This window comes from Streptomyces sp. NPDC048606 (assembly GCF_040650855.1).
Lineage (GTDB): Bacteria > Actinomycetota > Actinomycetes > Streptomycetales > Streptomycetaceae > Streptomyces.
On the sequence record NZ_JBEZIB010000025.1, the window covers coordinates 20872 to 33862 of the forward strand.

Here is a 12991-nt window from a genome sequence, read left to right on the forward strand (position 1 = left end):
CGGCATGGAGCCGACGGCTCGGAACAACCGGTCGCACCAGGCCGCCTTCGCCTTGACGCGAAGAGGCTGGCCGTCGTCGGGCAGAGTCACGGCGTAGCCGGGAGGTCCGTCGGGCAGAGGCTACGGGAGAAGTCGACCGACACCGGCGCGATGAGCTGTAACCATGAGCGACGGAAGGCCCTTGAAGACGCGCCGGGCGGGAAGGAACGAAGATGGCAACGGACTGCTTCCTGGATCTCCACGAACCCACACCAACCGTCTACCTCGACCAATGGGTGTGGATCCGCTTGGCGCGGGCCGCAAACGGCTCGCCGCGCGAAGCGTCGGACGTCGACGCCCTGGCTGCAGTGAGGGATGCAAGCGCTGCCGGTGTCGTCTTTCCCCTCTCTCACACGCACTACTTCGAGACCAGCAAGATCACTGACCCACGGCAGCGGTTCGACCTGGCACGCATCATGGCGTCGGTGTCCCACGGCCGGACCCTGCGGTCGCGCCAGGTCCTGATGCGCCACCAAGTGCTCCACGCAATGTACGAGTGCTTCGGCCGGCCCACGTTCCGGCCGAAGCGACCGCAGGTTCTTGGCTTTGGGGCCATGTGGGCCGTCACCGGCGAGCACGCTCCGCTCGCCCTCTACGGCCCGGCGGGAAAGATCAACGTCGATGCGAGCCCCGAGCTGCAATCGTGGTTGCGCCAGGCGAACCAGTACGCCGAGTTTCAGGTACTCGCAGGCCCGAGAGACGAGGAAATCTCGGAGTTGCGAGCCAAGTACGGCTACCAGCCTGAGACCGCCCTCCAGTCAGCGCGTAGCAGGCTCGAGTGGGAGAGCACTTACTCTCAGCTCCTGGCAAGCGATCCCGTAAGCCGACCGGAGCTCCGCGTTCGGGTCCAGGCACGAGAGATGATGCACGAGCATTCCCAACTGCTGACGGAACTACTGGCGGAGTATCGACTCGATCTCCACCGAGCCGTCGGTCTCGATCCCACCAAACCTGAGTCAGGTCGCAAGAAGATGGTGGCGTTCGCCGACCGGATAGCCTCCGTGCGGATCGCGGTGGACCTCAAGACCGAACTCTTCCGTAATCGCGCCAGGCCCTGGAAGCTGAGCGCCTTGCATGACATCGACGCGCTCAGTCTTGCAGTGCCTTACTGCCACGTCGTCGTCCCGGACGCAGATATGGCCGACTTGCTGTCCCGATCTGATGCAGGGCAACGTAGCGGCACAGGGATCGTCAAACAGCTTCGTGACCTTCCGAGTGAGTTGCAGACTCTTCGCAGCCGCTCGGACTTCGAAATGACATCCACCTGCGTGCCTGACGGTTACGATCCCGCCGCGGAGTTTTGTACCGACATGGATCTGTTGCATCGCACCGCTCCATGGAAGACCGGCTCCGCCGCCTCACCGTGATGGGTTGGTCGAGCAGAGGCGGGCAGCGAGCTTAGGCATTCGATCCCGCGTCGAGTGCTGCCGCGATGGCGGATACGGCTTCGGCGAGGCTTCGGAAGACCTGGGTGGACCGCCCCAGTCGGGCAATGCCACGCGCCAAAGGCTCACGCATCTGCCGCTCGCAGACGACGAAGTCCGCATAGCCAGCAGCACAGGACAGGTACACCATGTCGATCACATCATTCGGCTTCCAGGTGGTCCCCTTGTTGAGATGGCGCTCGTGAAGCATCTCCCGGAATAGACCGAGGCACGGGAGGGCAGCCAGTTCCTGCACGGGCTGCGATGCGCTGCCCCACTCCTTGAGTCGCTCTGCCGTCAGGCCGGCGGCGTACGACTCCTCGCCCAACTCGCGCTGGAGGTCACGAAAGAGCCAGGCATCGATCGCCTTGCGCTTCTTCTGGGAGTCTCCGTCCTGGCTGTCCAACCAATCGCTGAACCCCTGGTTGTCCTGCGTCCAGCCGGTCTCCGGACCTCGCTCCCCTCCTTCCGAGTCCAGCATGAGATCGATGAGCGTCGTCGCCGACACGAGCGCTTCGTGCTGAAACGCTTCCTGCACTGGAAAGTCTGGCGGAGGGCTGAGGGGCGTGAACCCGCGCGCGGCGGAATGGATGACGTTCGGCGCCAGCGTGACAGCTGTCGGCAATACCCCACCGGGTGCCAGCGTGTTGCGGAACAGCCAACGCAGCTCGTCCCGACGGACCTGGAGGGGGTCCCGAAGTTGCCAGCCTCTACTCAGCTGAAGGATGGACAGGCCCAGACGGTAGCGCCCCTCAGCGTCGGGCCATTTCGTCGTCTCGTAGTAGTGGCCCGCCGAGGCAGGAAGGATGATCCTTCCTGCCTCCACCCACTCCACGAGTCGCTGCGCCGCCTCCCGATCGGCGGCTGCGCCACCGCACCGTCCCTGGAGCACGTCACTCACGGGGCGCCATTTGTTCTGGTCCAAGTAGACGACCAACCTGCCGTTCAGCTGGTCTGCCCCATCAGAGCGGGGCAGCTCGAACACGATGGTGTCGCCTTTGCGGGTCTGGACAAACAGTCCTTCGAAGGTGGGCGGATAGGCGAGTCGGGAGAGCAAGCTGCTCGATTCGAACATCGGGGAGGTGAGCGGAAACCGAGCCTCCTTGCCGTCGGACCTCGTCAGCACGACGGTCTCGGTCTCGCGGTCAACCATGACCATCACGACGCGCAGGCCCTCATCACTCTCCATCGCCCCATGATGCAAGACGCTGCTCCAGCAGCCCATGGCCATCAACGTCATTGCTTGTCGACCTTCTACAAGCGGTACATCAAGTCGACGAGGGGCCATATTCGACCTTCCGACCGCCCCCACCTCCGGGCGTCACCTGGCATCGCCGCGGGCCCAGGTACTCCGCCAGGCCGCTCGACGCTACCACCCAAACGATCAGGCAGGCGGACGACAGCTATCTGATTACTTGTCAGTAAAGTCAGCATTGGGTCAGCATTCGTAGACACAGACCCTCCAACGGACACCCACGGAAGGGAAAAGCCCTGCACTCCCGGAAGCGGAGCGCAGGGCTCGATCGGCAATCCCACGAGCTCGACAAGCGGAGGCGTATACGCCAAACCGCCTAAGACGTCGGGATTCCGAATAACCGCAGGTCAGCGGACTCGACCTCGTGGCTTCAGGTGCGTCGGGGGAAGAGAGGGGGCCGGAAGTGGAGGGCCACCGTAGCCCTTTACCTCGCCGAAGCGTGTCCCATTCATCCAGTCCTCGCGGGCCTGTGCGATATCCTCGTGGGAGCGGCCGATCCAGTTCCAGAACATGACGATCTCCTCCTCGAACGGTTCCCCGCCCAGGAGCATCAGGCTCGCGTCCGAGGCCGCGCGCAGGGGGAGGTCCGTGCGGCCGCAGCCGAGGTAGAGCATCGAGCCCGGGAGGACCGGGACGCCGTCGACGTGGGCCTCGCCGGACATGGACAGGACCGCGTACTCGAAGTCCGCGTCGAGCGGGAGCCGGGTCTCGGTGCCCGCCGCGAGGGTGAGGTCGGCGCCGACGATGGGGGTGTACGCCGTCCCGGGGGAGGTGGCGGTGTCCAGGGTGCCCAGGATCACGGTCGCCGTCAGGCCCGGGGCCGTGACCTGCGGGAGTTCCGCGTGGTGCTGGAAGTGCGGGGCCACGTCGCGGTGGGCGTCGGGCAGCGCCACCCACAGTTGCGCGCCGTGCAGCAGGCGGGCGTGCGGGCGCGGGCTCTCCTCGGAGTGGCTGATGCCGTGCCCGGAGGTCATCAGGCCCAGTTCGCGGGGGCGGATGGTGGCGAGGCTGCCGACGCTGTCGCGGTGCAGGACCTCGCCCTCGTGCAGCCAGCTGACGGTCTGCAGTCCCGAGTGGGGGTGGGGCGCGACCTGCATGCCGGGTTCGTCGGCGATGTCGTCCGGGCCGTAGTGGTCGACGAAGCACCAGGCGCCCACCATGCGGCGGCCCAGGTTGGGCAGGAGTCGGCGGACCTCGGTGGCCTCGCCGAGCTTGACGGTGCGCGGGCTGAGGAGCTCTCGTACGGGCTCGGCCACGACGAAGCCGCGGCCGCCGCAGGCGGAGAGGGCGGGCTGGCGATCGAGATTGCTCATACGGCACAACTTAGCCCCGTACCGGCGCCCACCTGGCCTCTTCGTCAGTAATGTTCGGGCCGGCGGCCGTGTCGGAGGGACCGGACGGTCGCGGGGCGCGCCACAGCGCGCCGCGGGGCCACGTCGGGGAAGCGAGGACGTGATGCGGGCGATGAACACGCCGCCGGAGTACTACGAGCAGGGCACGACGGCCGAGCGCTGGGCGCGCGGCGGGCTCTTCTTCGACGCGAAGGAGTACGCGAACGCCGCCCGCGTGCCGGCCACGGTCGTCGAGGAGGCCCCCGAGCAGCTCGCTCCGCGCCTCCTGCCGGCCCGCGCCTACTACCACTCCGCGCAGCTCTCGCGCGCCGAGCGCGAGCTGCGCGCCCTCCTGGAGCGCCGGCCGGTGGAGGACTACGCGCAGCTGCTCCTGGGGCGGACCCTGGAGCGTGCCGGCCGGTCCGAGGAGGCCCGACCGTACCTGCGGATGGCCGCCGCCATGGCCGGGGAGTTCCCCGACGGGGCCTGAGGGCGCCCCGACACGGCCGCCCGGCCCCGCGCGTGCGGGGCCACGCGGTCGCCTCGGCTAGCCTGGGTCCCAATATGAACCGCCTGACCACGCCCTTCGGCTCCTACGAACTCACCCGCTTCCCCGCGGACCCGCGCGACCGGCTCCGCGCCTGGGACGCCGCCGACGAGTACCTGCTGCGTCACCTCGACGCCGGTACCGGCGAGCGCGGCCCGGTGGACCTGGCCGGCGCCGGGCAGATCACGGTGCTCGGCGACCGTTGGGGAGCGCTGACGACGGCCCTGGCCGCGCACCACCCGACGCAGATCACCGATTCCGCCCTGACCCGGTCCGCGACCGAGGCCAACCTGGACCGGGCCGGCATCGGCACCTCCAAGGCCACGGTGACGCTGCTGACCACGCGCGACGCCCCGCCGGCGCGGATCGACGTCCTGCTGGTGCGGGTCCCCAAGAGCCTCGCGCTGCTGGAGGACCAGCTCCACCGGGTGGCGCCGCACGTCCACGCGGACACGGTGATCGTCGGCACCGGCATGGTGAAGGAGATCCACACCTCCACGCTGCGCCTGTTCGAGCAGATCCTCGGGCCGACGAAGACCTCCCTCGCGGAGAAGAAGGCCCGCCTGATCTTCTGCGCCCCCGACCCGGCGCTGGTCGGCGAGCGGGCCGTCGCCCCCTCGCCCGCGCCGTGGCCGCTGACGTACACGGTGGACCCGGACGGCGGCTCGGGCGCCGGGCTGACCGTCGTCAACCACGCCGGCATCTTCTGCGCGGACCGCCTGGACATCGGCACGCGCTTCTTCCTCCAGAGCATCCCGACCAACACCGACGGGGCCCGGGTCGTGGACCTGGGCTGCGGCAACGGCGTCGTCGGGACGGCGGTGGCGGTGGCCGACGAGGACGCCGAGGTGGTCTTCACCGACGAGTCCTACCAGGCCGTCGCCTCGGCGCGGGCCACCTACGAGGCCAACGTCCGGCCGGGCCGGCGGACGGCCGAGTTCCACGTCGGGGACGGAGTGGCCATGCTGGCGCCCGGTTCGGTGGACCTGGTGCTGTGCAACCCGCCGTTCCACTCCCACCAGGCGACCTCGGACGCCACGGCGCTGCGCATGTTCGCGCAGTCGCGGAAGGTGCTGCGGCCGGGCGGCGAGCTGTGGGTGGTCGCGAACCGTCACATGGGCTACCACACGCACCTGCGCCGCCTGTTCGGCAACGACGAAGTCGTCGCGAGCGAGCCGAAGTTCGTCGTCCTGCGCGCGGTGAAGCGGGAGAACCGTCCGCGCCCCATGTGACCTGCCGGTACGTCCTACACTCGGCCGCGTGAGCAGCCAGGCGCGACAGCGGGACGACAGGCGGACGGACACCCGGGCGAAGGCCGAGGGCCGGGCCGAGAGCCGGAGGGGCGATCCGACGCGCCCTCCGGCCGGCCCTCCGGCGGCCGGGGAAGCGGACGCGGCGCGCGACGGGGTTCCCGGCGGCGGCGCGCGACGCTACCGCCGGGAGGACGTCGCCGCGGCCGCGGGGGTCAAGGTGCGCAACCTGCGCTACTACCAGGAACGCGGGCTGCTGCCCCCGCCCCGCCGCGAGGGCCGCATCGCGTGGTACTCCGACGACCACCTGACCCGGCTGCGGCTGATCAGCGACCTGCTGGGGCGCGGGTACACCGTCAACGGCATCGGTGAGCTGCTGGCCGCCTGGGAGCAGGGCGGCGGGATCTCACAACTCCTGGGCCTGGAGCGGGAGATGACGCGGGACTGGGTACGGGAGGAGCCCGTGACCATGACCCGGGACGGGTTGCGCGAGCTGTTCGGCCCGAGCGCCACCGCCGAGCACACGCGCAGGGCGGCGCGGGCCGGTTACGTACGGGTCGACGGGGACCGGGTGACGTACCCGAGCCGCCGGTTGCTGGAGGCGACGGTGGCGCTGACGCGGCAGGGGGTGCCGCTCGACGAGATCCTGGACGCGGGGGACTTCGCGCGGGCGCAGGCGGCCGCGCTCGCGGACCGCTTCGTCACGCTGTTCCGCCGGCACGTGATCGGCCCCGACGGGCTGGAGCGGCTTTCGGCCACCGAACTGGATCACATCAGGGAGGCCGTGGCGGCCCTGCGCCCGGTGGCGGGCGAGGTGGTGGCGGCGGAGTTCTCACGGGCGATGGCGCAGCGCGTCGAGGCCGAGGTGGCCGCGTTGCTGGGGACGAGGCCCCGTACCAGGACGGGCCCCGAGGGGCGGGGCGGGGCGGACGCGGAGCCGCGTACGGAGCGGTAGGAGTCGGCCGAAAGGGTGCGGTCGCACAACCTTGCCAACCACCATTGGCACTCTTACATTCAACTCGTCGGTAACAAAGGTGCACAGCCGAGATGTTGGGACGATCCCATGGCAAACTCACCGAACGTGTCCGAACCGCCCGGCGACGAGGACAGAGGCGGGGGCCGGGTCCGCTGGCGCCGGTTCGCCGTACTGACCGTGCCCGCCGTGGCGGTGACCGCGGGCCTGGGGATCGCCCTCGCGCAGGGGGTGCTCGCCGCCTCCTTCGCGGTGTCGGGCCAGCAGTTCAAGGTGTCGGCCAAGAGCCTGGAGGGCGAGGGGTTCGCCCAGTACGGCAGCGTCGACGTCAACGCCCGCCAGGAGTTGATCCCGGTGGCGGTCACCGCCATCAGGGAGGCCAAGCTGAACAGCCTGTGCCAGTCGGTGGTCACGACCCTCCCCGTCATCGGTGACATCTCGCTGAACCTGACCGCCGGTCAGAAGACCCCGGTCGAGGCGAGCAACCTCTTCGTCGACGCCACCCAGCTCGCCGGCGACGCCGTGTTCAGCAACATCGAGATCGGGCGCGACGCGTCCACCCTCGACAAGGGTCCGGCCGACGCGCAGGGCATGCAGGACCTGTTCGCGCAGCAGGCCGACTCCGTCACCATCAGCAACCTCCAGCAGACGGCGTGGGCCACGAACGCGGGCACCTTCAAGCTGTCCGGGCTGAGCATGAACATCAGCAAGGGCAAGAAGGAATGCTTCTGAGCCGTGGCGGGCGGTGGCGACGGTGGCGGCGCGGCCGGCCCTTCTGGGGCGGTCTGCTCGCCGTCCTGGCCGGCGCGTGGATCTGCGTCCTGCCGCTGGCCCCCCTGAAGATCATGCTCCAGCAGGGGGTGGCGGGCATCCCGTCCGTCCTGATGGGCATCGTCATGATCGCCCTCGGGCTCACCGCCTGGTTCTCCCCCGCACAGCGCACCCTCGCCGGGGTGCTCACCACGCTCATCGCCACCGCCGCGCTGGTCCTGTCGAACCTCGGCGGGTTCCTCGTCGGCACCCTGATCGGCATCCTCGGCGGCGGGCTGATGTTCGCCTGGCAGCCCTACGCCGCCCCGCGCGCCCGAGGCTCCGCCGCCTCCGAGCCCGCGTCCGCACCTGCACCCGCACCCGCACCCGCACCCACGCAGGAGTTCGAGCCCTCCCCCACCACAGCCCCGCACCAACCCGATCCCCAAGGAGCTCAGCCATGAGCCGTACGCGCACCGCGCTCATCCTCGGGACGGCGGCCGCGGCCGCACTGACGGTGTCCTCCGCCACCGCCACCGCCTCGCCGTCACCCCTGGCCGGATCGACCACCGTCAGCCCGGCCGGGCACGCCTTCAAGGCCACCCTCAGCGGAAAGGCCACCCTCAAGGCCGGGTCGGTCACGGTGACCTGCTCGGTCTCCGTGTCCACCGGCACGGTGCCGGCCGCCCCCGGCAACCACAACCCGGCCGGACCGGTGTCCTCGCCGATCTCGCCGCCGACGTACAGCTCCTGCACGGCGAGCCTGCCGGGCGTGACCCCGACGGTCACCACCAGCGGGGCCTGGTCGGTGTCCATGCAGAACGGCTCGCCGATCACCGCCACCATGACGGTGCCGACGGGCGGTCTCGTCCTGCAGACGACCGGCCTGGCCAACTGCACCGTCACGGCCGCCCCGTCCGGTCCGGCGAACGTGGCGGGCACCTGGACCAACGGCGCCCCGCCCAGCCTGACCTTCGTGGGCGCCACCGTCCCGGTCACGGTCACCGGCGGCTTCGGCTGCCCGACCAGCGCCACCTCGTCCACCTTCAACGCGGTGTACAAGGTCTCCGACACCACCGACCCGACGCAGCAGATCACCGTCGCCCCGTAGGCCCGGTGTTCCCGTGGGCCCCGGTGTTCCCGTGGGCCCCGGTGTACCCGTGGGCCCCGGGCACGGCGCGGTTAATTGCGTTGCCGGGGGCCTACGGACCGGGGAGGCTTCGGGGCATGTCACAGAGCACCGAAGAACACCCGCCCGCGGGCCGGTCCGCGAGGAACGTGTCCGACCTCTTCTCCAACGGCCGGCTCATCGCGATCCCGCGCAAGGAGGCCCGGCGCGAGCAGTTGCTCGCGCACCTCTGCGAGACCCTCTTCGAGGAGGGCGTGGAGTACACGGAGCCCGAGGTGAACGACGCGCTGCGGACCGTGCACGAGGACTGCTCGGCCCTGCGGCGCTACCTGATCACCTCGGGCCGGCTCACCCGGACCCGGGACGGCCGCAGCTACCGCCGCGCGTCGACGACCACCCGGTAGTGGGTCGTCAGCCGCCCGTCGTCGCCCAGTACGTGGAAGGCGACGGCGGGCGGCTCGTCGAGGTGGACGTGGTGCTCCGGGTCGTCCTGCCGCTCCCACGGGAGCCGGAGGGTGGACGCCACCCCGGGCGCCACGAGCAGCGGCCGCCCCGCGAAGGTCGTGGCCGCGGCCGTGTGGGCGTGCCCGCACAGGAAGGCCGTCAGGTGGGGGTGGCGTTCGGCCAGCGCCGCGAGGCGCTCCTCACCGAACTGCCTGATCCCGTCGACGTACGGGGTGTGCAGTTCGACCGGCGGATGGTGGAAGGCGACCAGGACGGGAACCTCCCGCGGAGTGTCCGTCAGCACCTCGTCGAGCCAGGCGAGGGTGGACTCCTCCAGCCGGCCGTGGTGTTCACCGGGGACGGAGGAATCACAGACGGCCAGGACGAAGCCGCTGCCGCGCACCACCGCGTCGACCGGGGCCGCCGACGGCTCCTCCTCGCCCAACAGGCCGCGCCGGAAGGCGCGTCGATCGTCGTGGTTGCCCGGGCAGACGACCGTCGGATGACGGGACACCAGGGTCGCGCGGGCCTGCGCGTACTCGTGGGCGGCTCCGTCGTCGGCTATGTCGCCGCTGATCAGGACCGCGTCGAGGTCGTACGGGAGGGCGTCCAGGTAGGCCATCACGGTGCGGGCGCGTTCGGCGGCGCGGGGTTCGCCGTCGAAGTGGACGTCACTGAGATGGGCGATCACGATCACGGGTGGTGGCTCCTTCATCGCCGGCACGGAGCCGCCCCGGAGCGGACGTGACGGTCGGTCACGATCCGTTCCGGGGCGGCCCCTTCACCCTATGCGACGGGATCGCCGGCCCGCCTGCGGCGTACCAGCGCCCAGCCCACCGCCGTGAGGCCCGCCGCGCCGGCGGCCAGTCCGGCCACCCCGGCGCCGGTGGAGGCGAGTGCGCCGCCGCCGCCGATGACGCCCGTGGCGCCCAGGCCGCCGGCGGCACCGCCCGCGCCTCCCACGCTGCCCGCACCGCCCGCGCTGCCGCCTCCCGCGACACCGCCGGAGGCCGATCCCGATCCTGGCCCTGATCCGGAGGCGCTGCCGGAGCCGGAGGCGTCGCCGGAGCCACCGGCCGCGCCCGTACCACCCGTACCGCCGGTACTTCCGGTACCGGCCGTACCGCCCGTACCGCCCGTGCCGCCCGTCGTCGTTCCCGCGTCGGTGCCCGGCCCGGGGGTCGGGTCCACCGGGGCGGTGGGGTCGGGCGTCGCCTTCACCGTGAGGGTGATCGGAGCGGTGCGACTGGCGCCCGCCGCGTTGCGGAACTCCGCCCGGAACCGGCGGCCGTCGTGCGCCGCCTCCGCCGTGAAGGCGTACGTCGGCGCGGTCGCGCCCGCGACCGGCTGCCAGGTGCGCCCGCCGTCCGTACTGCTCTGCCAGGCCACGGCCGGCTCCGGGAGACCCTCCGCCCGGGCCGTGAGGGAGACCCGCTCGCCCGGTGCGACCGTCTGGTCCGTCGGCCCCTGGGTGATCCGCGGGGACACCGAGCGCTCCAGCCGGGTGATCCGCCCCTCCGCCGGGTTGGAGACGAAGACCGCCCCGCCGCCCGGCTCGACCGCGAGCGCGGCGAAGCCGAACTGCGAGGTGTTGCCCGGCAGCCGCACCGGTTCGGCGACCGCCTGGAGGTCCGCCGTGCGGTACACGGTGAGCGAGCCGTCGTTGTCGTCGCCGGGCTGGGAGGGGTCCCCTCCGTCCTGCCGGACGACGAACGCCTCGTGGGTGACGGGGTCGAACCGCGCCGCCCGGGGCAGGTCGGCGCCCTCAAGGACGCGCAGCCGCTTGCCCGTCGCGTCGTGGACGACGACCGAGGTGTCGAGGCCCACCCAGAGCGCGCCCGTCTCCGGGTCGACCTCGGTGAATCCGCCGAAGCCCTCCCCGGCGGGGAGTTCCACGGTCGCCGTGACCCGGAAGGTCGCGGTGTCGACGCGGTGGACGCGCCGGTTGCCGAAGTCGGTGAACCAGACGGTGCCGCGCGCGGTGTCGACCGCGAACTCGTCCCCGCCCTCCAGCGTGACGGATCGTTTCACCGCGGCCGTGGCGGTGTCGACCTCCGAAAGGACGCTGCCCTGCGCCACCAGCACCGTCCCGGGGGTGACCCCGGGCCCGGCGTCGGTCACCGTGCGACCCGCCACCCACGCGCCCGCCGCGGCGGCGTCGCCGTCCTTGGCCGTTCCGATGCCGCGCAGCGGGTAGGAGAACACCACCCCGTCGCCGGGCAGCGGGGCGACGATCCTGCGCACCGCCCGCCGGTCGAGGGAGCCGTTCGCGCCCGGGGCCCGGCTGACGGTGCTGCGCACGGCGCCGTCGGCCGGGTTCAGGACGTGCAGGCCGCTCTCGTCGGCGTCGGCGGTGTCCGGAAGGTCCTCCGAGCCGACGTAGAGCTTCTTCGAGTCGGGGTGGAGCAGGAGGTCGCGCGGCCGGCCGGCCGTGGTGAAGTCCTTCGCCGCCCGGTAGGCGACCCGCCCCTGGGGGCCGTCGACCCCCTCGCCGCCGGGTCCGGTGGGCGTCTGGCCCCGGAAGGCGACGGGGACGCGTACGTCCTGGGATCGGTCGCCGGCGCCGCGGTGGTCGACGCGGGTCACGACGGAGCAGGCGACGACGGTGCAGTCCAGGCCCTCGTTGCGGGCCGCGAGCCGCAGCTCCACCGCGAAGGTGCCGCCCTCGCCGTAGGCGGTGGCCAGGTCACCGACGTGCGCGTCGCCCCGGGGCACGATCCACCGGGAGGCCCGCGCGTCGCCGGAGGTGTCCGCGCCGCCGACGCAGGGGGCGGGGACGCGGTTGTCCCCGTTGTCCTTGCAGAAGGCGACGTAGATGCCCTTGGCCTGGTCGAAGCCGGCGCCGGTGACGCGGACGGTGTGGCCGAGCGGATCGAGTTCGGAGGCGGCGGAGACGGTCAGCCGCTGCCCGTTCGCGCCCTGTACGGTCCTCGGCGGGCCGGGGGCGCCGGCGGTCCCGGCCGCGCCGGAGGCGCCGGTGGCACCGGCTTCCGTCGCGGTCGCCGCCGCAGGGACCGCCGCGGCGACCGCGGCCGCCGAGGCGAGGACGAGCGCGAGCGCCGAGGCCGCGGCGCCCGTCCTGCCGGGAGTGAGGGGGTGGCGGGGTGTCATCACTGGTTGAAGGTCACCGGGACGTGGACGTCGTACTTGCGGTTGGAGGAGTTGAAGTGGTCGGCGCGCGTGACGACGGCGCACTCGACGGTCTCGCCGCAGATCTGGCCGTTGCCGAGGTCCGCCTTGACGTGGATGGTGACGTTGAAGGTGCCGCCGGTGCCGAAGCGGGAGGTGTTGGGCAGGGTCCCGCCGAGGGTGTTGTTCACCCAGTGCGAGGCGCCGGTGGTGCCGGCCTGGTCCGAACCGCCCAGACAGGGGGTGGGCTTGTTCGCGCCCTGCGGGCCGTTCACCGCGCAGAGGCCGACGTATATGCCCTTGGCGGTGTTGAAGCCGCTCCCGCTGACGGTGATGTTCTGCCCGGACGCGGCGGCGGTGCCGGGCGCGGTGACGCTCAGCTGGTAGGTCGTCGCGCCGTCCGTCACCGTACGGGTCGAGGTCGCGGCCGAGGCCGCTCCCGCCGCGCCGAGGGCGAGGGCCACCGCGGCGGTGGCGGCGAAGGCGGCGCGGGCGGTGAGCCGTACGGCGGCGCGGGGCAGGAGGGCAGCACGCATGGGGAAGAGGCCTTTCCGGAAAGGGGTGTTGGCCGACCACGAACCGATCGACTTAGGTAAGGCTAACCTAATGTGGATCAACCCAGAACCCCTCGCCCGGGGTGTGGCCGGTTCTCGGCTCCCTGACCGGTTCCGCACCTTCCGCCCCGCCCGCTTCGGGTACCGGGCGGGGCGGGGCGGCCGG

The 12991-nt window shown here is 71.6% G+C and carries 13 protein-coding genes; 8 read left to right on the forward strand and 5 right to left on the reverse strand.

Going from position 1 to position 12991, the window contains the following annotated elements; all coding sequences use genetic code 11:
* Positions 1 to 212: 212 nt before the first annotated feature.
* Positions 213 to 1406 carry a hypothetical protein gene (locus tag AB0D01_RS25285; RefSeq protein ID WP_363058975.1) on the forward strand — a complete coding sequence of 398 codons (1194 nt, stop codon included), beginning with the start codon at positions 213 to 215 and terminating at the stop codon, positions 1404 to 1406.
* A gap of 31 nt (positions 1407 to 1437) precedes the next feature.
* On the opposite strand, the gene AB0D01_RS25290 is transcribed toward AB0D01_RS25285, so the two are convergent.
* Positions 1438 to 2652, reverse strand: coding sequence for a hypothetical protein (locus AB0D01_RS25290; protein ID WP_363058977.1), 1215 nt, complete (start codon positions 2650 to 2652; stop codon positions 1438 to 1440).
* A 413-nt stretch (positions 2653 to 3065) separates the two neighbouring features.
* Positions 3066 to 4031 carry a pirin family protein gene (locus AB0D01_RS25295; protein ID WP_363058979.1) on the reverse strand — a complete coding sequence of 322 codons (966 nt, stop codon included), beginning with the start codon at positions 4029 to 4031 and terminating at the stop codon, positions 3066 to 3068.
* Between the two features lie 151 nt (positions 4032 to 4182).
* On the opposite strand from AB0D01_RS25295, the gene AB0D01_RS25300 reads away from it, so the two are divergent.
* From AB0D01_RS25300 to AB0D01_RS25330, 7 genes are all read left to right on the forward strand, one after another.
* A complete protein-coding gene (locus tag AB0D01_RS25300) occupies positions 4183 to 4539 on the forward strand; it encodes a tetratricopeptide repeat protein (protein ID WP_363058981.1) in 357 nt (118 codons plus the stop codon).
* An 83-nt stretch (positions 4540 to 4622) separates the two neighbouring features.
* Positions 4623 to 5828, forward strand: coding sequence for a methyltransferase (locus AB0D01_RS25305; protein WP_363059139.1), 1206 nt, complete (start codon positions 4623 to 4625; stop codon positions 5826 to 5828).
* Between the two features lie 28 nt (positions 5829 to 5856).
* Positions 5857 to 6801, forward strand: coding sequence for a MerR family transcriptional regulator (locus AB0D01_RS25310; protein WP_363058983.1), 945 nt, complete (start codon positions 5857 to 5859; stop codon positions 6799 to 6801).
* A gap of 108 nt (positions 6802 to 6909) precedes the next feature.
* Entirely contained in the window at positions 6910 to 7551 is a 642-nt protein-coding gene (locus AB0D01_RS25315; protein WP_363058985.1) for a DUF6230 family protein, read from the forward strand.
* Complete coding sequence (locus AB0D01_RS25320) at positions 7542 to 8033, forward strand: DUF6114 domain-containing protein (RefSeq protein WP_363058987.1); 492 nt, start codon at positions 7542 to 7544, stop codon at positions 8031 to 8033. Before AB0D01_RS25315 ends, AB0D01_RS25320 begins: the two co-directional genes overlap by 10 nt.
* Positions 8030 to 8680 carry a hypothetical protein gene (locus tag AB0D01_RS25325; RefSeq protein WP_363058989.1) on the forward strand — a complete coding sequence of 217 codons (651 nt, stop codon included), beginning with the start codon at positions 8030 to 8032 and terminating at the stop codon, positions 8678 to 8680. Before AB0D01_RS25320 ends, AB0D01_RS25325 begins: the two co-directional genes overlap by 4 nt.
* A gap of 116 nt (positions 8681 to 8796) precedes the next feature.
* Positions 8797 to 9102, forward strand: a complete 306-nt coding sequence (locus AB0D01_RS25330) for a DUF2087 domain-containing protein (RefSeq protein WP_363058991.1) — start codon at positions 8797 to 8799, stop codon at positions 9100 to 9102.
* On the opposite strand, the gene AB0D01_RS25335 is transcribed toward AB0D01_RS25330, so the two are convergent.
* The 3 genes from AB0D01_RS25335 to AB0D01_RS25345 all read right to left on the reverse strand — a co-directional run bounded on the left by AB0D01_RS25335 (position 9072) and on the right by AB0D01_RS25345 (position 12807).
* Positions 9072 to 9839, reverse strand: a complete 768-nt coding sequence (locus AB0D01_RS25335) for a metallophosphoesterase (protein WP_363058993.1) — start codon at positions 9837 to 9839, stop codon at positions 9072 to 9074. The genes AB0D01_RS25330 and AB0D01_RS25335 overlap by 31 nt on opposite strands.
* Positions 9840 to 9928: 89 nt before the next feature.
* Complete coding sequence (locus AB0D01_RS25340) at positions 9929 to 12256, reverse strand: hypothetical protein (RefSeq protein WP_363058995.1); 2328 nt, start codon at positions 12254 to 12256, stop codon at positions 9929 to 9931.
* On the reverse strand, positions 12253 to 12807 hold the full coding sequence (locus tag AB0D01_RS25345; RefSeq protein WP_363058997.1) for a hypothetical protein: 555 nt from the start codon (positions 12805 to 12807) through the stop codon (positions 12253 to 12255). Before AB0D01_RS25345 ends, AB0D01_RS25340 begins: the two co-directional genes overlap by 4 nt.
* Positions 12808 to 12991: the final 184 nt, after the last annotated feature.

Bases quoted from the DNA above. Each gene is read 5' to 3' on its own strand.
- AB0D01_RS25285 (WP_363058975.1), top strand. From the start codon at position 213: ATGGCAACGGACTGCTTCCTGGATCTCCACGAACCCACACCAACCGTC.
- AB0D01_RS25290 (WP_363058977.1), bottom strand. From the start codon at position 2,652: ATGGAGAGTGATGAGGGCCTGCGCGTCGTGATGGTCATGGTTGACCGC.
- AB0D01_RS25295 (WP_363058979.1), bottom strand. From the start codon at position 4,031: ATGAGCAATCTCGATCGCCAGCCCGCCCTCTCCGCCTGCGGCGGCCGC.
- AB0D01_RS25300 (WP_363058981.1), top strand. From the start codon at position 4,183: ATGAACACGCCGCCGGAGTACTACGAGCAGGGCACGACGGCCGAGCGC.
- AB0D01_RS25315 (WP_363058985.1), top strand. From the start codon at position 6,910: ATGGCAAACTCACCGAACGTGTCCGAACCGCCCGGCGACGAGGACAGA.
- AB0D01_RS25320 (WP_363058987.1), top strand. From the start codon at position 7,542: ATGCTTCTGAGCCGTGGCGGGCGGTGGCGACGGTGGCGGCGCGGCCGG.
- AB0D01_RS25325 (WP_363058989.1), top strand. From the start codon at position 8,030: ATGAGCCGTACGCGCACCGCGCTCATCCTCGGGACGGCGGCCGCGGCC.
- AB0D01_RS25330 (WP_363058991.1), top strand. From the start codon at position 8,797: ATGTCACAGAGCACCGAAGAACACCCGCCCGCGGGCCGGTCCGCGAGG.
- AB0D01_RS25345 (WP_363058997.1), bottom strand. From the start codon at position 12,807: ATGCGTGCTGCCCTCCTGCCCCGCGCCGCCGTACGGCTCACCGCCCGC.